This is a genomic window from Streptomyces sp. NPDC058671, from assembly GCF_042716475.1.
GTDB lineage: Bacteria > Actinomycetota > Actinomycetes > Streptomycetales > Streptomycetaceae > Streptomyces.
Map to the genome: position 1 here is coordinate 304,270 of NZ_JBHXSA010000004.1, position 23,684 is coordinate 327,953.

Consider the following 23,684-nt stretch of genomic DNA (forward strand, 5'->3'; position numbering starts at 1 on the left):
CCGGGGGGCGGGGGGGCCCCCCGGCGCTGGGGGTGGCGGTGGGCGGTGGGTTCTGGCTCAACTATTACCCACTGCGTTAACCTGCGGAGCTCGGGACGCCCGGGGGCCCGGTGCCGAAGGGCACCGGCCGGCGACCGCGAACTCATATCAGGGTGATGGTGATCATCTCTTCCGTACGACCACGAAGTCGGCCAGCGCGGTGAGCTGCGCCCGGACGCGGGCGGGCATGTCCACCTCGTGCAGGGCCGCGATCGCGACGGTGTGCTGGCGGCGGGCCTCCTCGGAGGTCCACTCGCGTCCCCCGGCCTCCTCGATGAGGGCCGCCCGGAAGGCGAACTCCTCCTCGGAGAAGGTGTCGAAGTCGTTGGACTTGGCGTCCGCCGCGAGCAGTTCGCCGAGCCGCTCCGAGGCCTCGCCGCCGGCGGCGAGGGCGGCGACGACCGGCAGGGACTTCTTGCGCTGGCGCAGGTCGCTCCAGGTCTGCTTGCCGGTGGCCCCGGGGTCGCCCCAGATGCCGAGCAGGTCGTCGACGGCCTGGAAGGCGAGGCCGAGGTGGTAGCCGTACTCCTCCAGCTTGTCGGCGGTGCGGTCGTCGGCGCCGCCGAGCACGGCGCCGATGGAGACGGCGCAGGCGAGCAGGGCGCCCGTCTTGTTGCCCTCCATCTCCAGGCACTCCTCGACGGTGACCCGTTCCCGGTGCTCGTACGAGATGTCCTGGGCCTGCCCGTCGATGAGCTTGCGGGAGGCCGTGGTGAGCCGGCGGGTGGCCCGGCCGGCCTCGACGGTGCCGAGCTCGAGGAGCAGCTCGTTGGCGAGGGCGAACAGGGCGTCGCCGACGAGGATGGCCTGCGCGGGGCCGTGGACCTTCCACACGGTGTCGCGGTGGCGGCGCTGCTCGTCGCCGTCCATCAGGTCGTCGTGCAGCAGCGAGAAGTTGTGGACGAGCTCCACGGCGACGGCGCCGGGGACACCTACCTCGGGCGGGGCACCCGCGACCTCGGCCGACAGCAGGGCGAGCGCCGGGCGGACGGCCTTGCCACCGTCGCCGTCGGCGGGGTTGCCCTGGGCGTCGATCCAGCCGAAGTGGTAGGCGGCCACGGTGTCCATGGGTGGTGCGAGGCGGTCGACGGCCGCCCGCAGTACGGGGGTGGACAGGGTCCGCCCCCGCTCCAGCAGTGCGGTCACGTCCGCGGTGTCGACGGCCGGATTACCCGGCGGCACAGTCGGCACGGTCTCTCCTCTTGTTCCGGTACTCACACTCATGCCGCCTCCTGAAGCGGATGGTCATGGCGGCGGCCGAGGGCGGAGAGCGCGGCGCCCGCCGCGCTGAATCCGCTGCGGACGGCACCCTCCATGGTCGCGGGCCAGCCGGTGGCGGTCCAGGCGCCGGCCAGGTAGAGCCCCGGGGCCTGGGTGCGGGCGCCGGGGCGGAGCCGGCCGACGCCCGGGGTCGGGGCGAACGTGGCCGTCCGCTCCCTGGTGACGAAGAAGTCGCGGACCCCGGCGCCGCGGGCGGCGGGCAGCAGCCGTTCCAGCTCGGGCAGGTACTTCGTGCGCAGGGCGGCGACGGGTTCGTCGATCTCGTCCTGGGCGGCGGACTGGGAGACGGCGAGGTACTGGCCGCCGCCGGTGAGCCCGGAGGAGTCGGTGCGGTCGAAGACCCACTGCACCGGGGAGCCGAGCGTGGTGAAGAAGGGCCGCTTGAGGACCTTGCGGTCGTAGACCACGTGGAGGTTGAGGATGGGGGCGGTGGCGATGTCGAGGAGCCGGTCGGGGTCGTCGAGTGCGCCGTCGGGCAGCAGACCGTGGGTCTCCTGCTGAGGTACCGCGAGGACGACGGCGTCCGCCGTGAGCGTCTCGCCGGGTACGTCGACGGTCCAGCGGCCGTCGTCGGTACGGGTGATCCGCTCGGCCTTGGTGCGGAGCAGGGTGCGGACGCCGAGGGCGTCGAGCTCCTTCGCGGCGCGGGTGTCGTGGAGTTCGCCGAGCGGGACGTGGGCCCAGCCGATGTCGGCGGCACCGGGCTGGGACAGGAGCCCGGTCTTGAAGACCATCGCGGCGAGTCCCATGGAGGCCTGCGGGGCCGGGGCGTTGAGGGTGGGGATGCCGACCAGGTCCCAGAGGGCCTCGATGGCCCGGGGGGACTGTCCGTGCCGTCCGAGCCAGGTGGCGAAGTCGATGCCGTCGAGCGCGGGGTCGGCGGGGTCGAGCTTCTTCAGGGCGAGCGCGGCCCGGCCGACGGAGGCGCGCTCGGCGAGGGAGAGGTGCGGGTACGTGGCGAGGCTGCGCACGAGGTGCAGCGGTACGGGGAGGTCGTCGCGGCGGATCCGGCCGAGGCGGGGGCCGCGCGGATGGCCGACGTCGAGGACGGGGACGTCCAGGCGGTCCTGGAGGGGCGCGAGCCGGGCGCCGTCGACCCGGTCGAGGAACCAGCGGTACGCGGTGCAGCAGCGCAGGTAGACGTGCTGGCCGTTGTCGACGGTGAGGTCGCCGCGGCGGAAGGAGAAGGCGAGGCCGCCGAGCCGGGGCCGCCCTTCGAGGAGGGTGACGCCGACGCCCGCCTCGGCCAGCCGGAGCGCGGCGGTGATCCCGGCGAGCCCGCCGCCGACGACGACGGCATGGGGCCGCCGGGCGTTCTGCTCGGTTCCGTCGTGGGTCACTCGGCCTCCGCTCGGGTCGTCGCGCACAGGGACGCCGAAGGGGCGCCCGGGGTTGCCCGGCGGTGGGGTGCGTGCGGGCTCATCAGGCATGCCCCCTGACACCGCGTCGGGCGATGTGACGGGTGTCGAGGCCGGAGAGGCCGCGGACGGCGACGTAAGCCTTCTCGCGGCCCGGCAGCGAGACACGGCCGCGCAGCACGGCCCCGGGGTCGCGTTCGATCCGGTCGAGGAGACGGCGGTAGATGCCGGCCATGGCGGCGACACAGGCGCCGCTGCGCCGGTCGAGCATGGGCAGCAGCCGGTAGCCCTCGGCGAACAGGGCCCGGGCGCGCCGCACTTCGAAGTGGATGAGGCCCTCGAAGTCGGAGCCGGCGGGCGGCGTGTCGCCGCGGAAGCCGTCTCCGCAGCCGAACTTGGCGAGGTCGTCGGCGGGCAGGTAGGTGCGCCCGTTGCCCGCGTCCTCGCGTACGTCCCTGAGGATGTTGGTGAGTTGGAGCGCGAGGCCCAGGGTGTCGGCGTACTCGGGGGCGCGGTCGGCGCCCCGGGCGCCGGGCTCGGTGCCGAAGACGCCGAGCGACAGCCGGCCGATGGCCCCCGCGACGCAGCGGCAGTAGACCTTGAGGTCGTCCCAGGTCTCGAAGGTCGCACCGTGCACGTCCATGAGGACGCCGTCGATGAGTTCGTCGAGGCCGTCGAGCGGGAGCGGGAAGCGGCGGGCGGAGTCGGCGAGGGCGACGGCGACGGGGTCGGTGTCGTCCTCGTCGACCTCGCCTGCGCGGACCCGGTCGAGCAGCGCGCGGGTGGCCTCCAGACGCTCCCGCTTGACCTCGGACGCGAGGGTGCCGTCGCCGATGTCGTCGACGCGCCGGGAGAAGGCGTACAACGCGGACATGGCCTGGCGCTTCCCGGTCGGCAGCAGCCGGATCCCGTAGGCGAAGTTGCGTGCCTGCTGTCCGGTGACCGTCTCGCAGTAGCTGTAGGCGGCCTGTACCGGTGCGGACGGCTGGGGCTGTGCCTCCACGGTCGCGCTCACCCCTCTCTCCGCGCCCGGAGCATGACCGCTCCTACCTGGCGCATCAGGCTCGGCTTGGTGGACTTCGGTGCGCCGCTCAGTACGTCGAACCCGGCGTCGGTGATCGCGTCGAGCGCGGCGAGCCCTCCGGCGGCGAATCCCGCGAGGAGGAGGCGGAGCCGGCCGTGGACGCTGGCGACGAGCGGGGTGCCCGCGTGGAGCAGGTCGCGGGCCCGCTCCGCTTCGAAGGCGATCAGTGCGCGCACGGAGGCGCCCGCGGTGGGGCGTGCGAGGTCGGCCTCGGTGACGTGGAACCGCTTGAGGTCCTCGGCGGGCAGGTAGATCCGGTCGTTGCCGAGGTCCTCGGCGACGTCCTGGAGGTGCTCGACGATCTGGAGGGCGGTGCAGATCTCGTCGGAGCGGCGGATCCGCTCGGGGGTGTCGGTGCCGGTGATGGCGAGGACGAGCCGGCCGACGGGGTTGGCGGAGAGCTCGCAGTACGCGAGGAGGTCGTCGTACGTCTCGTAGCGCCGGACCTGCTGGTCCTGCCGGTTGGCCGCGATCAGGCCGAGGAAGGGCTCCGGGGTGAGCCGGTGGCGCCGTACGGTCGGCTGGAGGCCGCGCAGGAGGGGGTGGCGCGGGGTGCCGTCGAAGACGCGGCGGAGATCGGCCTCGAAGGCGTCGAGGAGGACGAGCCGGTCCTCGGCGGTCCCGGGGTCGAGGCCGAGGTGGCGGGCGTCGCCCCCGCCGGGGGCGAGGTCGCCGTCACCGATGTCGTCGACGAGGCGGGCGAAGCCGTAGACGGCCATCAGGTCGTCGCGCCAGGCCCGGGGCAGGAAGAAGGGGGCCACGGGGAAGTTCTCGTCCGCGGCCTTGCCGAGTGTGGCGCGCGAGGAGGCGTCGGGGCGCGCCTGCCGGGTGTCCGTCACAGGTCACTGCCCGACGGAGGGACGGCGACACCCTCGTGGAGCTGGAGATTCTGCGTCATGGCCGTCACGTCTCCCGTTCTACACTGCGGATCCAATCCATCCTATTTCGGACACGCCGCCGACCCCTGCCCGTAGAGCCGTGACCCGGAGGCCCGATGGTCGTGGGGTATCGCCCTACTTGCCGCGAAACAGACCGGTCCAGCTTACGTCGTACGACCGCCGCCGCCGTTCCGGGGTGGCGTGCGGCGGGAAGCTCACCCGTACGAGTCGTCAACCCACGCGCATCGCAAGGGAGTTCGGCCCGGTGGGCGACTCAGAGGGCGCGTGCGCCGGAGACCACCATGGCGAGGGTCGTCTCCACGACGGCGTTCCTGCGCTGGACGGGAAGACGCCGAAGCGGGCCGTCGACCAGGAGAAGTGACAGTCCGTGCACAGCCGACCACGCGGCGGCGCCACTGGCGGCGCGGGCGCCCTGACGGGCGGTGCCGCGGCGGGTGAGCGCTTCGAGCGCCTCCCCGAGCAGGGTGAACGCGCGGATCTCGGGCTCGGCGGGCTGCCGCTCCGCCGCCGCTCCGGCCGTCCCCGCCGGGCGGGGGACGCAGAACGCGGCCCGGTAGAGGCCGGGCTGGTCGAGGGCGAAGCCGACGTATCCGCGGCAGAGGGCCGCGACCCGGCGTTCGGCCGCGAGGGTGGGGTCGTCGGCGCCGGGCTCGCGGGCGGCGGCGCGCTCCATGGAGTCGGCGAGGCGGCGCCGGGCGTGGGTCCTGACGGCGCGCAGGAGTTCACCGCGTCCGTCGAAGTGCCGGTAGGCGGCGGTGGGCGAGACTCCGACCCGTCGGGCCGCCTCGCGCAGGACGACCCGCTCGGGGCCGCCCTCGGTGGCGAGGTCGACGGCCGCGCAGATCAGCGCGTTGCGCAGGTCGCCGTGGTGGTAGGTCTTTCCCCCCGAGAACGCTGCCATGGCCTCATCCTGCCCGAAGTTAACCGCATGAACATTCCAGCCGCCGGTACGACGCGCGGAAACCGAACCGCCCCCGCCGACGTCGGCGGGGGCGGTTCGGAGGGACTCGGGTTCAGCGGGCGGTCTCGCGCTCGTACGCCTTGAGGACCTCGTCCGTGGGGCCGTCCATCAGGAGTTGCCCCTTCTCCAGCCAGAGCACCCGGTCGCAGGTGTCCCGGATGGACTTGTTGCTGTGGCTCACCAGGAAGACCGTGCCGGCCTCCTTGCGGAGTTCGCGGATGCGCTCCTCGGAGCGGATCTGGAACTTGCGGTCACCTGTCGCCAGCGCCTCGTCGATGAGGAGGACGTCGTGGTTCTTGGCTGCCGCGATGGCGAAGCGGAGCCGGGCGCCCATGCCGGAGGAGTACGTCCGCATGGGCAGGCTGATGAAGTCGCCCTTCTCGTTGATGCCGGAGAAGTCGACGATGCCCTCGTAGCGGGAGCGCACCTCCTCGCGGCTCATGCCCATCGCGAGGCCGCCGAGGATCACGTTGCGCTCACCGGTGAGGTCGTTCATGAGGGCCGCGTTGACGCCGAGGAGCGAGGGCTGCCCGTCGGTGTAGACCTTGCCGCTCTCGGTGGGCAGCAGACCGGCGATGGCGCGCAGCAGCGTCGACTTGCCGGAGCCGTTGGAGCCGATGAGGCCGATGGCCTCGCCGCGGTAGGCGGTGAAGGTGACACCCCGGACGGCGTGGACCTTGCGGACGCCACGGGAGACCTCGGCCTTGCCGCGGCCGACGATCCGGCTGAGCGCCGCGGTGGCGCTGCCCTTGCCTCCGCCGCCGGCGTTGACCCGGTAGACGATGTGGACCTCGTCGCAGATGACGGTGGGGACGTTGCTCCGGTCGGTGTCAGCCACGGCCGTACCTCTCCTCGGCCTTCCAGAAGTAGACGAAGCCGCCGATGCCGAAGACCAGGGCCCAGCCGAGGGCGGTCATCCAGACGTGGTCCGGCAGGTTCTGCGCGCTGTAGCCCTCGATGAGGGCGAAGCGGATCAGGTCCATGTAGACGGCGGCCGGGTTGTACATGAGGATGTCGGCGATCCAGGCCGGCTTGTCGGAGAGCATCACCGGGATCGAGAACATCACGCCGGACGCGTACATCCAGGTCCGCATGACGAAGGGCATCAGCTGGGCGAGGTCGGGCGTCTTGGAGCCCATCCTGGCCACGATCATGGCGAGGCCCACGTTGAACACGAACTGCAGCAACAGCGCCGGGATCACGAGGAGCCAGCGGAGCGAGGGGTAGCTGCCGAAGGCGATCGCCACCGCCACGAGCACGATCATCGAGAACAGCAGCTGCTGGAGCTGCTGGAGCGAGAAGGAGATCGGGAGGGTGGCGCGGGGGAAGTGCAGGGCCCGGACGAGTCCGAGGTTGCCCGAGATCGCCCGGACGCCCGCCATCACGGAGCTCTGGGTGAAGGTGAACACGAAGATGCCGGTGACCAGGAAGGGGATGTAGACCTCCTCGGTCATCCCCTGTCCCGCGCCCAGGATCAGCCCGAAGATCAGGTAGTAGACCAGGGCGTTCAGAAGCGGGGTCGCCACCTGCCACACCTGGCCCAGCTTGGCCTGGCTGTACTGCGCGGTCAGCTTGGCGGAGGAGAAGGCCAGGATGAAGTGGCGGCGGCTCCACAGCTCACGGACGTACTCGAACAGGCCGGGCCGGGCGCCGCTGACGGAGAGGCCGTACTTCGCCGCCAGCGCGGCCGGAGCCAGGCCCTCGTCGACGGACGGAGGCGCGCTCGTCGCGACCGCCCCGCCCTGGTGTGTGTCACTCACAGTCGAAACTTTCGTGTTCAAGATGCGCGGCACGTCGGTACCACGATGTCAGACGACCGGGGGGCGACCCAGCCGGGTCAGCCGCCACACCGTACGCCACCTCATGGGGCGCCGCGGTCCGCAGGGGGTCGTCCAGCCCTCGCGGAAACCGCCGCACCACGCCTTCAGTGCGGAGAGCGGGGGCCGCCGGGCCAGGGTGAGCAGGAGCCAGACGCCGAGATAGACCGGCGCCAGGGGCGCGGGCAGATTGCGACGTGCCAGCCACACTCGGTTGCGGGCCACGTTGAAGTGGTACGAGGCGTGCCGGGACGGGGCTGTGGTGGGGTGCAACAGCACCATGTCGGAACGGTAGTCGATCATCCAGTCGGCGTCGAGCGCGCGCCAGGCGAGGTCGGTCTCCTCGTGCGCGTAGAAGAACTCGCCCGGCAGGACGCCCACTTCGGCGAAGACCTTGGTGCGGACCGCGTTGGCGCCACCGAGGAAGGTGGTCACCCGCGAGGAGCGCATCGGGTCGGACGCGCGCAGGCGCGGCACGTGCCGGCGCTGGGTGAGCCCGGTCTCCGGGTCGGCGATGCGGAAGGTGACGATGCCGAGGCGCGGGTCGGCGGTGAAGGCCTGCCGGACCAGTTCGGCGGTGTCCGTGTGCGCGAGCAGCCCGTCGTCGTCGAGGAACATCAGGACGTCGACGTCGGTGCCGCCGGGGCCGAAGGCCTCGATGCCGACGTTCCGCCCGGCGGGGATGCCGACGTTCTCCGGGAGGTCGACGGTCCGCACCCAGTCGGGCACCCCGGTGACCGGGGTGCCCTGACCGACGACGACGACCTCGACCCGGTCGCCCTCCTGCGCGGCGACCGAGTCGATCAGCGCGCGCAGCTCGTCGGGGCGGTCGCCCATCGTGATGACGACGGCTCCCACCCTGAGCGGCGTGCTCGCGGACGGTCTCACTTCAGCCTGCTGGAAACCATGATCGACACGAGGTGGAGCACGGTCTGGAGCAGCGCGATGCCGGCGAGGACGGCGACGCCGACCCGGGAGAAGAACAGGTCGCCGCGGACGTGGTCCGCGATCGCCAGGACCACGATCAGGAGCGAGGCCTCGATGCCGAGGACGAGCCGGTGGAACTTGAGCGCCGCGGCGGCCCTGCGGGCGAGCGCCATGCCGGAGGAGCGCGGCTCGGACGCCGCCTCCTTGACCGGCGGCAGCCCGCCCTGGTGACGGGCGACACCGACGAGGTCGGTCTCGGCCTTGATCAGGATGGCGCCGAGGGCGGCGAGCGTCCCGAGGAAGGCCCACAGCCAGTCGATCCGGCCTGAGCCCCACAGGTCGGCGGCGCGCAGGCCGAAGCCGACGAGCACGGCCGCGTCGCACAGGTACGCGCCGACCCGGTCCAGGTACACCCCGCCGAGGGAGAACTGCTTCTTCCAGCGGGCCACCTCGCCGTCGACGCAGTCGAGCAGCAGGTAGAGCTGGACCATGAGCGCGCCGAGCAGGGCGCCCGGGATCCCCGGCACCAGCAGCGCCGGGGCCGCGAGGACGCCCGCGAGGGTCATGACGTAGGTGAGCTGGTTCGGCGTGATCCGGGTGCCCACGAGCCGACGGGTGATCCGGAGCGAGATCTCCCGCATGTACAGGCGGCCGCCCCAGTGCTCACCGCTGCGCCGGTCCTTCACACCGGGCGGGTGGACGACCGGTCGGAGCTCAGCTACCGATGGCTTTTGCATAGTCGGCGTACGCGTCCCTGATCTCGTCGTCGGACAGGTCGAGGTGTTCGAGGATGGTGAAGCGGCCCGGCCGGGTCTGCGGGGCGAAGGACACCGCCCGTACGAACTCGTCCACGGTGAAGCCCATCTCCTCCGGCCGGACGGGCAGCCCGTGCCGGCGGAGGGTCTCCACCATCTGCGCGGACCCGTCGCGGGCGCCGCGCAGGTGCATGGCGAAGGCAGCTCCGAGGCCGCACTGCTCGCCGTGGCTGGCGGCGCGGGCCGGGAAGAGCAGGTCGAAGGCGTGGCTGATCTCGTGGCAGGCGCCCGAGGAGGGGCGGCTGTCGCCACTGATCGACATGGCGATGCCGGACATCACCAGGCCTTCGGAGAGGGAGACCAGGAAGTCGTCGTCGCCGACGCCACCGGGGTGGCGGAGCACGGCCTCGCCGGCGCTGCGGGCCATCGCGGCCGCGAGGCCGTCGACGGGCTCGCCCGTCACCTCGTGGGAGAGCTCCCAGTCCGCGATGGCGGAGATGTTGGAGACGGCGTCGCCGATGCCGGAGCGGACGTAGCGGACCGGCGCCTCCCTGATCACGTCCAGGTCGATGACGAGGGCGATCGGGGTGGGCACGCCGTAGGAGCCCCGGCCGTTGTCGTTGTCCAGGGTCGAGATCGGGGAGCAGATCCCGTCGTGCGACAGGTTGGTGGCGATGGCCACCAGCGGCAGCCCGACCCGGGCCGCCGCGTACTTCGTCACGTCGATGATCTTGCCGCCGCCGAGGGCGACCACGGCGTCGTACCGCTTGCCGCGCATGGCGTCGGCGAGCTTCACGGCCTCGTCGATGGTGCCGCCCGCGACCGGGTACCAGTCGGCACCCGGCAGCTCGGCGGCGAACTGGTCCCGCAGCTTGAGACCCGAGCCGCCGCTGATGGCGACGGCGATCTTGCCGTTGCTGGAGATCCGCTGGTCCGCGAGGAGCGCGGACAGGTCGTCCAGCGCTCCCCTGCGGATGTCGACGACGACCGGCGAGGGGATCAGCCGAGTCAGTACTGGCACGCGATCTCACGGCCCTTCGCGAGGTCGTCGTGGTTGTCGATCTCGACCCACTTGACGTCGCCGATGGGGGCCACGTCGACGGTGAAGCCGCGGTGGACGAGCTCCTGGTAGCCGTCCTCGTAGTACAGGTCGGGGTCGCGCTCGAAGGTGGCCTTGAGGGCGTCGGCGAGCTCCTCGGCGGCCTCCGCCTCGATGAGGGTGACGCCGATGTACTCGCCGGTGGCGGTGGCCGGGTCCATGAGCTTGGTGATGCGCTGGACGCCCTTGCCCTCGGCGGTGATCACCTTCATCTCCTCGTCGGCGAGGTTCTTCACCGTGTCGAGGGCGAGGATGATCTTCTTGCCGTCGCCGCGGGCGGCGAGCAGGGTCTCCTCGACGGAGACCGGGTGGACGGTGTCGCCGTTGGCGAGGATCACACCGCGCTTGAGGACCTCCCGGGCACACCACAGGGAGTAGGCGTTGTTCCACTCCTCGGCCTTGTCGTTGTCGACGAGGGTGAGCTTGAGGCCGTACTTCGCCTCCATGGCCTCCTTGCGGTCGTAGACGGCCTCCTTGCGGTAGCCGACGACGATCGCGACCTCGGTGAGGCCGATCTCGGCGAAGTTCTTCAGCGTCCCGTCGAGAATCGTGGTCTCGCCGTCGACGGGCACGAGGGCCTTCGGAAGGGTGTCGGTGTAGGGGCGCAGACGCCGTCCGGCACCGGCTGCCAGTACGAGACCGATCATGCTGTTTCTCCTTCGTCGTGAACGGCGGGTGCTCCGGAGGAGACCCAGAAGCGGACGGACTCCACGAGCACCACCAGCGCGACGGCGCCCGCGAGGGCGGTCAGTGCCAGGGCGAAGTCGTCGCCGCGGTCCGCCAGCAGGGCGGCGAGGACGGCCACCAGGAGCGTGCGCCCCTCGTGTCCGCCGGTGACGCGCGCCAGCCAGGCGGGCGGCGCGCCGGTGCCCCCGCGAATGCGGTACACCGTGTCGTAGTGATGGTAGGCGACCGCCGCGACCAGCCCGAACGCCGCCGGGAGGGCGTGCGCGGAGCCGGAGTGGGCGGCGAGGACGAGGACAGTGGTGTACTCGGCGGCGCGGAAGAGCGGCGGTACGAGCCAGTCGAGGGCGCCCTTGAGGGGGTGGGAGACGGCCGCGCCGGCGAGCACCACGTACAGGACCGCGATGACGACGGTCTGCCGGTCCCCGAAGGGGCGGGCCAGGACGGTGGAGAGCAGCGCGGCGGTGGCGACGGCGGCGAGGACGACGCCGGGGCCGAGGAGGCGGGTGCGGGCGAGCGCGCGGGCGACGACGCCGGCGAGGGGGCCGGAGTCGGCGAGGTCGGCGAGGGCCTGGGCGGCCCGGTCGGTCCTCTTCGCCCTGCGGGTCAGGGAGCGCAGGACACGGCCCGCCGTGGTGTAGCAGGCACCGAAGGCGCAGCCGATGATCAGCGCCCAGAAGACGACCCGGGGGCTGGTGACGGCGGTGAGGACGGCGATCATCGCCCAGCGCTCGCCGATCGGCAGGATGATCATGCGGCGGGCCCAGACGGTCCAGCCGAGGCTGTCGAGCCGGTCGGACAGAGCCGCGGTGGGGCTCGTGTTGGCCGTGGCGTCGTGGTTGGCCTCGTTGAACGAGAAGTCCACGACGTGCCGGCAGGTCATGAGGATCATCGCGCCGAGCGCCAGGGCCCACACGTCGTCGCCGTCGCGGGCGGCGCCGAGGGCGAGGCCCGCGTAGAAGGCGTACTCCTTGGCGCGGTCGAAGGTGGCGTCGAGCCAGGCGCCCATCGTCGAGTACTTCAGCGCGTACCGGGCGAGCTGCCCGTCGGTGCAGTCCAGGACGAAGGAGACGAGGAGGAGGACGCCGGCGGCGATGTAGCCGCCGCGCTCGCCGGTCGCCGCGCAGCCGGCCGCGATCAGGGCGGTGAGCAGGGAGGCGGTGGTGACCTGGTTGGGGGTGAGTCCGCGGCGCGCGCACCAGCGGGCGATGTAGCGCGAGTACGGGCTGATGAAGAAGGTGGTGAAGAAGCCGTCGTGGGCCTTGACGGCCGAGCGGAGGCGTACGGCCTCGTCGTCGACGGCGTCGACGGCGGCGCGGGCCTCGTGGCGGGCCTCCGGATCGGCGGGCACGGTGGCGACCAGGGTGCCGAGCTGGGGCCGGTGCACGGCGACGCCGTCGGCGTCGAGGGCGTCGGCGAGCGTGCCGGGGAGGTCGTCGGTTGCCGTGGCGTCCTTCAGCGCGCGGCTGAGCGCGGGGCGGGCCCCGCTCTGCGCGGTGAGCGCGCCGGGCGCGGCAGCCGCGGGGAACCGCGGGTCGGTGAGGGCGAGGCGCAGCGCGTGCAGGTGGCCGACGAACCGGGGGTCGACGAGCGCGACGCGCTCACCCGCCGGGACGGCCGCCAGCAGGGCGGCGGCCTCGTCGGCGCCGGAGGCTGCCTTGACGTCGAAGCCGAGCGACCGCAGATCACCGTCGAGTGAGGATCCGGGTGCCGGCGGGCCGGTGAGGATGGCGGTCGACAGACGAACTCACTCCTTGGAGCTGACGGAGGGGCCGGCGGGGCCCATGGCGGCCCCGGGCGCGGCGGTGCGGCCCGGCACCGGGCGGCGGCACGTCGGCTGAGGCTATCGGATGAACGGAGCGTGAGTTCACCGAGGCTTCGCGGGCCGGACTCCCCCGGGCCCACCCGTGTCCTCGCGGATGCGCCGCACCCTGTGATGATCATCATGGGTGATCGGAGGGCCGCCCGACGAACCACGGTCGGCCGACGGCCCGGGCACCTTCGGGGACGACTTCGCGCCACGCTCCGCCGTCCGCGCATCATCGCAGGTCAGAGCATATGACAACGGTGTTCAGTACCGTGTTGCGCATACCCCCCACCCGTAGTTGACTTGCTGATCGGGGCACCTGCGACCACACGATCTGGAGGCCATTTCCATGGGGGCTGGACACGACCACGGGCACAGCCACGGCGGCCCGCCGCCGACCGGCACCGCGGGGGCCGCGTACAAGAACCGACTGCGGATCGCACTCGGCATCACGCTCTCCGTGATGGTGATCGAGATCATCGGCGGCCTGCTCGCCGACTCGCTGGCCCTGATCGCCGACGCGGCGCACATGGCGACCGACGCCGTCGGCCTCGCGATGGCGCTGCTCGCGATCCACTTCGCCAACCGGCCTCCCTCGGGCAACCGCACCTTCGGGTACGCGCGGGCCGAGATACTCGCGGCGCTCGCCAACTGTCTGCTGCTGCTCGGCGTCGGCGGCTACGTGCTGTACGAGGCGGTCCAGCGGTTCGTCGAGCCGGCCGAGACCAAGGGCGGTCTCGCGATCACGTTCGCGGCGATCGGTCTGGTCGCCAACGTGATCTCGCTGTCGCTGCTCATGCGGGGCCAGAAGGACAGCCTCAATGTGCGCGGGGCGTACCTGGAGGTGCTCGCGGACGCGCTCGGCTCGGTCACCGTGATCATCGCGGCCGGCGTCATCCTGGCCACGGGCTGGCAGTACGCCGACCCGATCGCCTCGATCGTGATCGGCCTCATGATCGTCCCCCGGACGGTCAAACTGCTGCGCGAGACCCTGGACGTACTCCTGGAGGCGGCCCCCAAGGGCGTCGACATGGCCGAGGTACGGGCGCACATCCTGGCCCTGCCGGGGGTCGAGGACGTGCACGACCTGCATGCCTGGACGATCACCTCGGGGATGCCCGTGCTCTCGGCGCACGTCGTCGTGGACCAGGGCGCGCTGGACTCGGTGGGCCACGAGAAGATGCTGCACTCACTACAGGGGTGCCTGGGCTCGCACTTCGACGTGGAGCACTGCACCTTCCAGCTGGAGCCGGTGGGGCACGCGGAGCACGAGGCGAAGCTCTGCCTCTGAGGCCCCGGATCACCTGCGCCTGTTAGTCTTTTCGTACGAACGTGTGGTGAGAGGAGCTGAGGTTGATGACCGTCGCGATGGAGGCTGCCCCCAGTGGCAGCGCCCGGTCCTCCCTCAGCCTCCGGGCCTCCGGCTGACCTGATCCCGGTTCCCACCGGTCCGTCACGTCGTCGGCCGGGGCCCTCACACAAAGGGTTTCCACGTTGTCCGACAACGCCTTGCACGACTCCTTCTTCGCCCTGCACCACGGTCTTCCGCGGCAGGGTCCCGGCTCCGACACCACGACCCGTCGACTCCTCGCGCTCGCGTGGGGGTCCCCCGAGGGGCGCGGCGGGGGGCTTCCCGAGCGTCCGCGCGTGCTCGACCTGGGCTGCGGCCCCGGCCGTTCCGCGCTGCTCCTCGCCGCCGAGGCGGGCGCGGAGGTGACCGCCGTCGACACCCACGAGCCGTTCCTCGCGGAACTGCGCGAGTCCGCCGCCGCCCGCGGCCTCGACGGCTCGATCCGCACCCTCCGCGCCGACATGGGCGCGCTGCCGCTCCCCGACGGCTCCTTCGACCTGGTCTGGGCCGAGAGCTCGGTCTTCGTCCTCGGCTTCGACCGGGCGCTCGCCGAGTGGCGCAGGCTGCTGGCACCCGGGGGCACGCTGGTGCTCACCGAGTGCGTCTGGACCACCGGGGAGCCGGACCCGGTGCCCCGGGCCTTCTGGGACGAGCACTACCCGCTCCGCACCGTCACCGAGAACGCCCGGGCGGCGGTCGAGGCCGGCTACCGGGTCATCGGGAGCTTCGTCCAGCCCGACAGCGACTGGGACGAGTACTACGGTCCCCTGGCCGTACGCGTCGAGGCGGCGGACACCGGTGCCCCGGGCATGGCCGAGGCCGTGGCCGGAGCGCGCGCCGAGATCGCGCTGAGGCGCGCGCACGGCTCCGACTACGGGTACGCCGGATTCGTCCTGCGGCCCGCGGATCCTCGCTGACCCGCCCGCGCGGAGACTGCCGAGGACGCTCCCACGGGTTCGGGTTCGTACGTGCGTCCGCATAGGGGATCAAGCCAGGTTTCGAGGTTCCGGACGAGGCGGTGACGGCGTTCGTCCTGGACGACTCCGTCCCCGTTCCCTCGGGCACGATCGCCTGTCCGGCGGCTTTCGGGGCCCGGCCGACCGCGTCGCCCCTCCGCTCCCGCCGCGCCGGTGGTATGCCGGTGCGGCGGGAGCGGCCGCGTCCGGCCGCCGAAGTGCGGACAAGCCGCTTTTGTGCGGCAGACTGTGGTGGCCCCACCGGGCCGAGGACCGATGCGAAGGATGGGTATGCCGACCACACCAGCCACCGCGGCTCAGATCTCGCCGGAGATCACGTCGAACGGTGTCCAGCCGTCCGGAGTCCCGGCGCCGATCCTGCTCGAACTGGTCGACGAGGACGGGACGACGATCGGCACGGCCGAGAAGCTCGCCGCGCACCAGGCGCCGGGTCTGCTGCACCGCGCCTTCTCGGTCTTCCTCTTCGACGAGTCGGGCCGGTTGCTGATCCAGCGCCGGGCGCTCGGCAAGTACCACTCCCCCGGCGTCTGGTCGAACACCTGCTGCGGCCACCCCTACCCGGGGGAGGCGCCGTTCACGGCCGCCGCCCGGCGGACCTTCGAGGAGCTGGGTGTCTCGCCCACGCTGCTCGCGGAGGCGGGCACCGTCCGCTACAACCACCCGGACCCGGCCTCGGGTCTGGTGGAGCAGGAGTTCAACCACCTCTTCGTCGGTCTGGTGCAGGCCGGACTGCGGCCGGACCCGGAGGAGGTCGGGGACACCGCCTTCGTGACCGCCGCCGAGCTGGCCGAGCGCCACGCCGCCGCGCCGTTCTCCGCCTGGTTCATGACGGTGCTCGACGCGGCGCGTCCGGCCGTCAGGGAACTGACGGGTCCGTCCGGGGGCTGGTGACGACCGGCTGGTGGATCACGGCCCCCGGCCCCGGTGCCATCGGGGCCAGGGGCAGGGCCGCCCAGATGATCTTGCCGCCGCTCGCGGTGTGCTCGACGTCGCAGGCGCCGCCGGACTCCTGGGCGACCTCGCGGACGAGCAGCAGTCCACGGCCACCGGTCTGCCCGTAGTCCGCCTCCAGGGCCTTGGGGCGGTACGGGTGGTTGTCCTCGACGGACACCCGGACCCATTCGGGGCCGATGGCCACCTCCACCGCTATCTCCGGCGACAGCAGCGCCGCGTGCCGGACGGCGTTGGTGACCAGCTCGGAGACGATCAGCAGCAGTCCGTCCATGATCTCCTCATGGACGGGGACGGCCTGGCGGACCAGCAGGTCGCGTACGGCGTGCCGGGCCTGCGGGACGGAGACGTCGACCGCGGCAGCGGTGAAGCGCCAGACTCCTTCGTAGGACGGTTGCCGGGCGGGGCCACCCCCGTGGGTCTCCACGGTACGGTTCCCACCCTCGTGCTCGATTCTCGCCACGGATCGAGTCTTGGCAATGTGCGGGGGTGGACCGGCCTACTGACCAGAAGTCGACACGTATCGGCCGCTTTCCGATCGGTTGAGTAGGCGCATGTCAGTTGTTCGACTGGTCGGTTGCACTTTCTGACGATTCCGGAGCCGTGGGCGAGGTCGGGGTCGAGGGCGGGGTCGGGGTCGGGGTCGGGGTCACCAGGCTGACGATCCTCCGCCCGCCGACGCCGATCGCGATCAGGCCGAGCCCGTCGAAGAGCAGCGCGAGCGAGAAGAAGAGCCCGAGGACGTAGCGGCTGCTGTGCGGCCAGTCGAACAGGACGAGCAACCCGAGGAGCAGGCCGAAGGCTCCCTGGAGGAGGGTCCAGCCGAACTGCGGTCCGCGCACCACCACACTGCCGACCAGCCGGAAGACACCACCGGTCAGGAAGAGCAGCGCGGCGAACATCGTCAGCGCCTCCGCCGAGCCCTCCGGGTGGCGGATCACCACGAGGCCGGCGGCGATGTTCAGGGCGGCCACCACGACGGCGAGCCAGAAGTAGCTGGTGCCCCGCGACTGGATGGCCTGGAGCAGACCCACGGCGCCGCCGATCAGCAGCAGCCAGCCGAAGAGCAGCATCGACGTCAGGGTGGCGAGGCCCGTGTAGACCAGGCCGACGACTCCGCCGATGACGAGCAGGATGCCGAGTGCGGCGAGCCAGCCGAAGCTGCGGTTGAGCCGTTTCCCCTCGCGTGCCATGTCCCGGAGGGTGTCCGGGTCCTCGTGTGTCTCGTGGGCGTCCTCGGCCATGCGGTGCCTCCTCGGGACGGCCCCTTCCTGATCGTACGTTCGGCCGTGGCGGATAGCATCCGGCCCATGGAGCCGCAGCTGAAGGACAGCGTCACGGACGGGATCGCCACCCTCGTCATCGCCAACCCCGCCAAGCGCAACGCGATGAGCGCCGGCATGTGGCGCGCGCTGCCCGGCGTACTGACGCGGCTCGCCGTCGACCCCGCGGTGCGGGTCCTGGTCCTGACCGGCGAGGGCGACACCTTCTGCGCCGGGGCGGACATCTCGGGGCTGCGGGAGCCCGGGGACGAGCAGCGGGCGCTCGCGGTGCGGGCCGAGGAGGCCCTCGCGGCCTTCCCCAAGCCGACCCTCGCCGCCGTCCGGGGCTTCTGTGTCGGGGGCGGCAGCCAGCTCGCCGCCGCCTGCGACCTGCGGTTCGCCGAGGAGGGAGCACGCTTCGGGATCACCCCGTCGAAGCTCGGGATCGTCTATCCGTCCTCCTCCACCCGCAGGCTCGCTGCCCTGGTGGGGCCTTCGGCCGCCAAGTACCTGCTGTTCTCCGGCGAGTTGATCGACGCGGAGCGGGCGCTGCGGACCGGGTTCGTGGACGAGCTCCATCCGGTGGGCGCGCTGGACGAGCGGGTGGCCGAGTTCACCCGGGTGCTGGCCTCGCGCTCGCTCCTGACGCAGGCGGCGGCCAAGGAGTTCGCCGACGGGCGCCTGGACCGGGACGCCCACTGGGACGCGCAGGCACGCGGCAGCGGCGACACCGCGGAGGGAGTCGCCGCCTTCCTGGAACGCCGCCCGCCCCGCTTCACGTACGGGCTCTGAGTGTCCCCCGGCCTCGCGTACGGGCTCCGGGGCTCACTCCTCCCGTGCGAGCGACTCGACGGGCCGTCCGCGCCAGCGCGCGACGATGGCGGCGGGGGCCTTCTCCGGTGAGCCGGCGTCGTAGGGCGGCTGCGGGTCGTACTCGGTGAGCAGCTGGATCGTCTGCGCGGTCTCGTCACCCGCGATCCGGCCGAGCAGGTGCAGGGCCATGTCGATGCCGGAGGAGACCCCGGCGGCCGTGACGTACTTGCCGTCGAAGACGACCCGCTCCCCGGTGGGTTCGGCGCCGAGCGCCCTGAGCTCCTCGTAGGCGAGCCAGTGGGTGGTGGCGCGGCGGCCGTTCAGGAGTCCGGCGGCGCCCAGGAGCAGGGAGCCGGTGCAGACCGAGGTGGTCCAGGTGCTGGTCCCGTCCGCGGTACGGAGCCAGTCCTGGATCTCCGGGTCGTCCATGGCCTGCCGGGACGCGGGCCCGCCGGGCACGAGGACGATGTCCGGGTGCGGGACCTCGGCGAGGCTCTTGTCGGCGACGAGCGCGAGGCTGCCCTGGTCGTTCCTGACCGGGCCGGCCTCCTTGGCGACGAAGACGGTCTCGGCTCCGGGCAGCCGGGCGAGCAGTTCGTACGGGCCGACGGCGTCGAGGGTGGTGAAGCCCTCGTAGAGCAGGACGGCGATCTGCATGGTCATCCCTTTCGGTGGGCGGGCGGGCGGGCGGGGACCGTGCGGAAGCGGCGGCGGTACTCCGCCGGGGCGGTCCCCAGGGCTTTGAGGAAGGCGCGGCGCATCGCCTCGGGGGTGCCGTAGCCCGAGGCGCGGGCGACCTCCTCGACACCGCGCGAGGTGTCCTCCAGGAGCCGGCGGGCGTGTTCGAGCCTGACCCGGTCGACGTAGCGGCCGGGCGGGGTGCCGGTCTCCGCGTGGAAGGCGCGGGCGAAGTGGCGGGGCGAGAGCCGGGCCCGGGCGGCGAGCGCGTCGACGGAGAGGTCCGCCTCGGGGTGCTCGGTGATCCACTGCTGGAGGTCGCGCAGGGGCTCCCGGCGGGCGGTCTGGGCGGAGAGCTGGGCGCTGAACTGGGCCTGGTTGCCGGGGCGGCGCAGGAAGACGACCAGATGGCGGGCGACGGTGAGGGCCACGTCACGGCCGAGGTCCTCCTCGACCAGGGCGAGCGCCAGGTCGATGCCGGCCGTGACCCCGGCCGAGGTGGAGAGCCGGCCGTCCCGTACGAAGTTGGGGTCCGGGTCCACCTCGACCTCGGGGTAGTGGCGGGCGAGGTGGTCGCAGATGGCCCAGTGGGTCGTCGCCCGGTGCCCGTCGAGGAGCCCGGCCTCGGCGAGGAGCAGCGCCCCGGTGCAGACGGAGACCAGGCGGCCGGCGCTCGGGGCGTGGGCGCGCAGCCAGTCGATCAGGGCCGGGTCCGGGTCGCGGGTGCCCTCGCCGCCGGGGACGACGAGGGTGTGCGGGGGGCCGGAGGCGACCGCCTCGGCGAGGGTGGTGTCGGGGAGCAGACGCAGTCCGCTGTGCGTACGGACCGGTCCGCCGTCCAGGGAGGCGGTGCGGAGCGTGTACGCGGAGGGATCCCCGGCGGCCCGGCCGGCACCGGCGAACACCTCGAAGGGGCCGGTGACGTCGAGACTCTGGGCGCCGTCGAAGAGGACGACGAGAACGGGTCGCTGCGTCATGCCCCCATCCTTCGCGGGTCCCGGGGCGTCCGCAACGACGGGAATCCCACCTTTCCGGCCATCGGGCGACGCGGACCACCGCTTTCTGTTCCCGTCGTACCGACCAGTCGGTAACGTGGGTCCATGACGACCTCGCTCCCCCCGCGCGCCGGACGCCGCTGTCACAACGCGGTCAACACGGTGCACACCACGCTCTACTTCTCGCCCGACCTCGACCGCGAGCTCGGCGCGCTCGGCATCACCGACACCTCCGCCGCACGGCTCGCCGCGCGCAGTGCGGTCCTCGGCACCGTCGGCCCCGGCACCGTCGGCGCCACCTTCTACAACTACAACCACGATCTGCTCGCGCGGCACCTGCCCTCCGTCTGGGAGACCGCCTCCCCCGCGGCCGTCCTCGACGCCCGGCTGCGCGCCGCCGACACGACCCTGCGCCGGCTCCTCGGCGCGGAGACCATCACGTCGCCCGAGATGTCCGAGGCCGCGGAGCTTGCCCTGCGCGCCACCGAGGCCTGCACCCGGCACGCCCGGCCGCTGTACTCGGCCAACGCCGACCTGCCGGTGCCGCAGGCCCCGCACCTCGCCTACTGGCACGCCGCGACCCTGCTGCGCGAGCACCGGGGCGACGGCCACCTCGCGGCCCTGCTCACCCTGGGCCTCGACCCGATCGAGGCGGTCGTGTCCCACACGGCGACCGGCAGGGCCATGAGCCCGCGCTGGTTCCTCGGCAGCCGCGGCTGGCGGCGCGCCGACTGGGAGGCGGCGGGCGAGCGGCTGCGCGGACGCGGGCTGCTCGACGCCGACGGCGAGCTGACCGAGGCCGGGGCCCGGCTGCGGGAGGACGTGGAGGAGATCACGGACCGGCTGGACGCCGCCCCGTACGAGCACCTCGGCGCGGCCGGGGTGGAGCGGCTCACCGAACTGGCCCGCGCCTTCGCCGTCTCGGCGTCCGTCGCGGGCGCCTTCCCGGCGGACCTGCTCGGCAAGGGCTGAGACGCGCCGGGCGGTCGCTGGGGGGCCGTCGCGGGGGCGCGGGGGGCGTCACCGGGGCGCGGGGGTCCGTCGCCGGAGCGGGTGGGGGTCCGTCGCGGGAGCGCGGGGTCACGGCACGCAGGCTCGGCGGTCCCGGGAACCCGCGCCCCCGCACCGGGGCGCGGCGGCCCCGCACCGTGGACCGGGGCCCCGACGCCGCGGCCCGGCCCGACGCCCGGCCCGACGCCCCCACCGCCGCCCGGCGGCCCGGGCGGCGAGCCGTGGCCCTCCCGGCGCGCGCGTAAACGGGTCGGATGCCGCGTACGGGTGAACGACCCGGCACAATGCACTCGCAAGCTTGAGGCACGAGAAGGCGAGTCGGGACACCGTGACGACGTCCATCGAAGCAAGGATCGCCGAGGAGCTCGGCGTACGCGAGCGACAGGTGAGAGCAGCCGTCGAGCTGCTCGACGGCGGTTCGACCGTGCCGTTCATCGCGCGCTACCGCAAGGAAGCGACGGAGATGCTCGACGACGCGCAGCTGCGCACCCTCGAGGAGCGGCTGCGTTATCTGCGCGAGCTGGAGGACCGCCGCTCGGCGGTCCTCGACTCGGTACGCGAGCAGGGCAAGCTGACGGAGGAGCTGGAGGCCCGGATCCGGGCCGCCGACACCAAGGCGCGCCTGGAGGACATCTACCTGCCCTTCAAGCCGAAGCGCCGGACCAAGGCGCAGATCGCGCGGGAGGCCGGTCTCGAACCGCTGGCGGAGGGGCTGCTGACCGACCCGTCGGTGGAGCCGACGGTCGCCGCCGCGGCCTTCGTGGACGCGGACAAGGGCGTCGCGGACGCCGCCGCGGCCCTCGATGGCGCACGCGCGATCCTCGCGGAGAGGTTCTCCGAGGACGCCGACCTCATCGGGGAGCTGCGCGAACGCATGTGGGGCCGGGGCCGGCTCGTCGCGAAGGTGCGGGAGGGCCGGGAGGAGGCGGGGGCGAAGTTCGCCGACTACTTCGACTTCGCCGAGCCGTTCACGGCGCTGCCCTCGCACCGGGTGCTCGCCATGCTGCGCGGCGAGAAGGAGGACGTCCTCAGTCTCGACCTGGAGCCGGAGGAGCCCTCCGAGACCCCCGGTCCCTCCTCGTACGAGGGGATCGTGGCGCACCGCTTCGGCGTGGCCGACCGGGGGCGCCCCGGGGACAAGTGGCTCCAGGACACCGTCCGCTGGGCCTGGCGGACCCGCATCCTGGTCCACCTCGGCATCGATCTGCGGCTGCGGCTGCGGACGGCCGCCGAGGACGAGGCGGTCCGGGTCTTCGCCGCGAACCTGCGCGATCTGCTGCTCGCCGCGCCGGCCGGCACCCGGGCGACGCTCGGCCTCGACCCCGGCTTCCGTACGGGGGTGAAGGTCGCCGTGGTCGACGCGACCGGCAAGGTCGTCGCCACCGACACGATCTACCCGCACGTGCCCGCCAACAAGTGGGACCAGGCCCTGGACAGGCTGGCGCGGCTCGCGAAGGAGCACGCGGTCGAGCTGGTCGCGATCGGCAACGGCACCGCCTCCCGCGAGACCGACAAGCTGGCTGCGGAACTCCTCGACAGGCACCCCGAGTTGAACCTGACCAAGGTGATGGTCTCGGAGGCGGGCGCCTCGGTCTACTCGGCCTCCGCGTTCGCCTCGCAGGAACTCCCCGAGCTCGACGTGTCGTTGCGCGGTGCCGTCTCCATCGCGCGACGGCTCCAGGACCCGCTCGCGGAACTGGTGAAGATCGACCCGAAGTCCATCGGTGTCGGCCAGTACCAGCACGACCTGGCCGAGGTGAAGCTCTCCCGCTCGCTCGACGCGGTCGTCGAGGACTGTGTCAACGGCGTCGGCGTCGACGTCAACACGGCCTCCGCACCGCTCCTTTCACGGGTCTCGGGCATCAGCTCCGGGCTCGCGGAGAACATCGTCGCGCACCGGGACGCCAACGGCCCCTTCCGCTCCCGCCGGGCCCTCAAGGACGTCGCGAGGCTCGGCCCGAAGGCGTACGAGCAGTGCGCGGGCTTCCTCCGCATCCGGGGCGGGGACGACCCGCTCGACTCCTCGTCGGTGCACCCGGAGGCGTACCCGGTGGTGCGCCGGATGGTGAAGGCGACGGGCGGCGAGGTCGCGGCCCTCATCGGCGACACGGGCAGGCTGCGCTCGCTGCGGGCGGACGACTTCGTCGACGAGACCTTCGGTCTGCCCACCGTGACGGACATCCTGCGCGAACTGGAGAAGCCGGGCCGCGACCCGCGACCGGCGTTCAGGACGGCCACGTTCAAGGAGGGCGTCGAGAAGATCGGCGATCTGGAGCCGGGGATGGTCCTCGAAGGGGTCGTGACCAACGTGGCCGCCTTCGGCGCGTTCGTCGACGTCGGTGTGCACCAGGACGGTCTGGTGCACGTGTCCGCGATGTCGAAGAACTTCGTCAAGGACCCGCGCGACGTGGTGAAACCCGGTGACGTGGTCAAGGTGAAGGTCCAGGACGTGGACATCCCGCGCAAGCGGATCTCGCTGACACTGCGGCTCGACGACCAGGCCGCCGCCGAGTCCCCGGACGGGGCTCCCCGTCGCGAGCGGGGCGAGCGGGGCGAGCGGTCCGGACGACCGCCGCAGCAGCGGCAGGGCGGTGGCGGCGGCCGGGGCGAGCGCGGGAACCGGGGCGGGCAGCCCGACCGTGCCGGACAGGCCGACCGCGGCCGGGACAACCGGGGCGGCGGCGGGCAGGGCGACCGGAACGGCCGGGGCGGGCAGCCCGAGCGGGGCGGCCGGGACCGCGCATCCTCACCCGGTTCAGCGCCCGCGAACAGCGCGATGGCCGACGCCCTGCGCAAGGCGGGTCTCCTCGGCGAGGGCGGCGGCAAGCGCCGCTGACCCCGCGGGGGGGGGGGGGGGGGGGGGGGGGGGGGGGGGGGGGGGGGCCCCCGGGGGGGGGGGGCGACGGGGCCGGGGGCGCGGGCGCGCGGGGCGGGC

The 23,684-nt window shown here is 72.9% G+C and carries 22 protein-coding genes; 6 read left to right on the top strand and 16 right to left on the bottom strand.

Going from position 1 to position 23,684, the window contains the following annotated elements:
* Positions 1-162 precede the first annotated feature (162 nt).
* The 12 genes from ACFWV2_RS07725 to ACFWV2_RS07780 form a co-directional block, all read right to left on the bottom strand.
* Complete coding sequence (locus tag ACFWV2_RS07725; RefSeq protein ID WP_384403203.1) at positions 163-1,263, bottom strand: polyprenyl synthetase family protein; 1,101 nt, start codon at positions 1,261-1,263, stop codon at positions 163-165.
* On the bottom strand, positions 1,260-2,660 hold the full coding sequence (gene hpnE, locus ACFWV2_RS07730) for a hydroxysqualene dehydroxylase HpnE (protein ID WP_384403207.1): 1,401 nt from the start codon (positions 2,658-2,660) through the stop codon (positions 1,260-1,262). Before hpnE ends, ACFWV2_RS07725 begins: the two co-directional genes overlap by 4 nt.
* A gap of 82 nt (positions 2,661-2,742) precedes the next feature.
* On the bottom strand, positions 2,743-3,693 hold the full coding sequence (gene hpnD, locus ACFWV2_RS07735; RefSeq protein WP_384403210.1) for a presqualene diphosphate synthase HpnD: 951 nt from the start codon (positions 3,691-3,693) through the stop codon (positions 2,743-2,745).
* Positions 3,690-4,601: a squalene synthase HpnC gene (gene hpnC / locus ACFWV2_RS07740; protein WP_384403213.1), complete on the bottom strand. Its 912-nt coding sequence runs from the start codon at positions 4,599-4,601 to the stop codon at positions 3,690-3,692. Before hpnC ends, hpnD begins: the two co-directional genes overlap by 4 nt.
* A gap of 313 nt (positions 4,602-4,914) precedes the next feature.
* On the bottom strand, positions 4,915-5,562 hold the full coding sequence (locus tag ACFWV2_RS07745) for a TetR/AcrR family transcriptional regulator (protein WP_384403216.1): 648 nt from the start codon (positions 5,560-5,562) through the stop codon (positions 4,915-4,917).
* 112 nt (positions 5,563-5,674) lie between these two features.
* On the bottom strand, positions 5,675-6,460 hold the full coding sequence (locus ACFWV2_RS07750) for an ABC transporter ATP-binding protein (RefSeq protein WP_360787121.1): 786 nt from the start codon (positions 6,458-6,460) through the stop codon (positions 5,675-5,677).
* Positions 6,453-7,382 (bottom strand): ABC transporter permease, encoded by a 930-nt coding sequence (locus ACFWV2_RS07755; protein ID WP_384403219.1) that lies wholly within the window; start codon positions 7,380-7,382, stop codon positions 6,453-6,455. The genes ACFWV2_RS07750 and ACFWV2_RS07755 overlap by 8 nt, the downstream gene beginning before the upstream one ends.
* A 48-nt stretch (positions 7,383-7,430) precedes the next feature.
* The gene (locus ACFWV2_RS07760; protein WP_384403307.1) at positions 7,431-8,276 is read right to left on the bottom strand and encodes a glycosyltransferase family 2 protein; all 846 of its coding nucleotides are present in this window, start codon (positions 8,274-8,276) and stop codon (positions 7,431-7,433) included.
* Between the two features lie 47 nt (positions 8,277-8,323).
* The gene (locus ACFWV2_RS07765) at positions 8,324-9,103 is read right to left on the bottom strand and encodes a CDP-alcohol phosphatidyltransferase family protein (protein ID WP_384403222.1); all 780 of its coding nucleotides are present in this window, start codon (positions 9,101-9,103) and stop codon (positions 8,324-8,326) included.
* Positions 9,081-10,142 carry an iron-containing alcohol dehydrogenase family protein gene (locus ACFWV2_RS07770; protein WP_360787113.1) on the bottom strand — a complete coding sequence of 354 codons (1,062 nt, stop codon included), beginning with the start codon at positions 10,140-10,142 and terminating at the stop codon, positions 9,081-9,083. Before ACFWV2_RS07770 ends, ACFWV2_RS07765 begins: the two co-directional genes overlap by 23 nt.
* A complete protein-coding gene (locus ACFWV2_RS07775) occupies positions 10,130-10,867 on the bottom strand; it encodes a sugar phosphate nucleotidyltransferase (protein ID WP_384403226.1) in 738 nt (245 codons plus the stop codon). The genes ACFWV2_RS07770 and ACFWV2_RS07775 overlap by 13 nt, the downstream gene beginning before the upstream one ends.
* A complete protein-coding gene (locus ACFWV2_RS07780; protein ID WP_384403310.1) occupies positions 10,864-12,645 on the bottom strand; it encodes a DUF5941 domain-containing protein in 1,782 nt (593 codons plus the stop codon). The genes ACFWV2_RS07775 and ACFWV2_RS07780 overlap by 4 nt, the downstream gene beginning before the upstream one ends.
* Positions 12,646-13,060: 415 nt before the next feature.
* On the opposite strand from ACFWV2_RS07780, the gene ACFWV2_RS07785 reads away from it, so the two are divergent.
* From ACFWV2_RS07785 to idi, 3 genes are all read left to right on the top strand, one after another.
* Positions 13,061-14,002 carry a cation diffusion facilitator family transporter gene (locus ACFWV2_RS07785; protein ID WP_384403230.1) on the top strand — a complete coding sequence of 314 codons (942 nt, stop codon included), beginning with the start codon at positions 13,061-13,063 and terminating at the stop codon, positions 14,000-14,002.
* 203 nt (positions 14,003-14,205) lie between these two features.
* Positions 14,206-14,979 (top strand): class I SAM-dependent methyltransferase, encoded by a 774-nt coding sequence (locus tag ACFWV2_RS07790; protein WP_384403233.1) that lies wholly within the window; start codon positions 14,206-14,208, stop codon positions 14,977-14,979.
* A 330-nt stretch (positions 14,980-15,309) separates the two neighbouring features.
* On the top strand, positions 15,310-15,930 hold the full coding sequence (gene idi, locus ACFWV2_RS07795) for an isopentenyl-diphosphate Delta-isomerase (RefSeq protein WP_384403236.1): 621 nt from the start codon (positions 15,310-15,312) through the stop codon (positions 15,928-15,930).
* On the opposite strand, the gene ACFWV2_RS07800 is transcribed toward idi, so the two are convergent.
* The gene (locus ACFWV2_RS07800; RefSeq protein ID WP_384403239.1) at positions 15,896-16,453 is read right to left on the bottom strand and encodes an ATP-binding protein; all 558 of its coding nucleotides are present in this window, start codon (positions 16,451-16,453) and stop codon (positions 15,896-15,898) included. The genes idi and ACFWV2_RS07800 overlap by 35 nt on opposite strands.
* A 94-nt stretch (positions 16,454-16,547) precedes the next feature.
* Complete coding sequence (locus ACFWV2_RS07805) at positions 16,548-17,234, bottom strand: HdeD family acid-resistance protein (protein ID WP_384403241.1); 687 nt, start codon at positions 17,232-17,234, stop codon at positions 16,548-16,550.
* Positions 17,235-17,300: 66 nt separating this feature from the next.
* Between ACFWV2_RS07805 and ACFWV2_RS07810 the strand changes: the two genes are divergently transcribed.
* The gene (locus ACFWV2_RS07810) at positions 17,301-18,044 is read left to right on the top strand and encodes an enoyl-CoA hydratase/isomerase family protein (RefSeq protein WP_384403244.1); all 744 of its coding nucleotides are present in this window, start codon (positions 17,301-17,303) and stop codon (positions 18,042-18,044) included.
* A gap of 33 nt (positions 18,045-18,077) precedes the next feature.
* Here ACFWV2_RS07810 and ACFWV2_RS07815 read toward each other — a convergent pair whose 3' ends face one another.
* Positions 18,078-18,722, bottom strand: coding sequence for a DJ-1/PfpI family protein (locus tag ACFWV2_RS07815; protein WP_384403247.1), 645 nt, complete (start codon positions 18,720-18,722; stop codon positions 18,078-18,080).
* Between the two features lie 2 nt (positions 18,723-18,724).
* Positions 18,725-19,720 carry a GlxA family transcriptional regulator gene (locus ACFWV2_RS07820; protein ID WP_384403250.1) on the bottom strand — a complete coding sequence of 332 codons (996 nt, stop codon included), beginning with the start codon at positions 19,718-19,720 and terminating at the stop codon, positions 18,725-18,727.
* Between the two features lie 123 nt (positions 19,721-19,843).
* Here ACFWV2_RS07820 and ACFWV2_RS07825 point away from each other — a divergent pair, with 123 nt between their 5' ends.
* A complete protein-coding gene (locus tag ACFWV2_RS07825; RefSeq protein WP_384403253.1) occupies positions 19,844-20,710 on the top strand; it encodes a hypothetical protein in 867 nt (288 codons plus the stop codon).
* A 367-nt stretch (positions 20,711-21,077) separates the two neighbouring features.
* Complete coding sequence (locus ACFWV2_RS07830; RefSeq protein ID WP_384403256.1) at positions 21,078-23,585, top strand: Tex family protein; 2,508 nt, start codon at positions 21,078-21,080, stop codon at positions 23,583-23,585.
* The last annotated feature ends 99 nt before the right edge of the window (positions 23,586-23,684 follow it).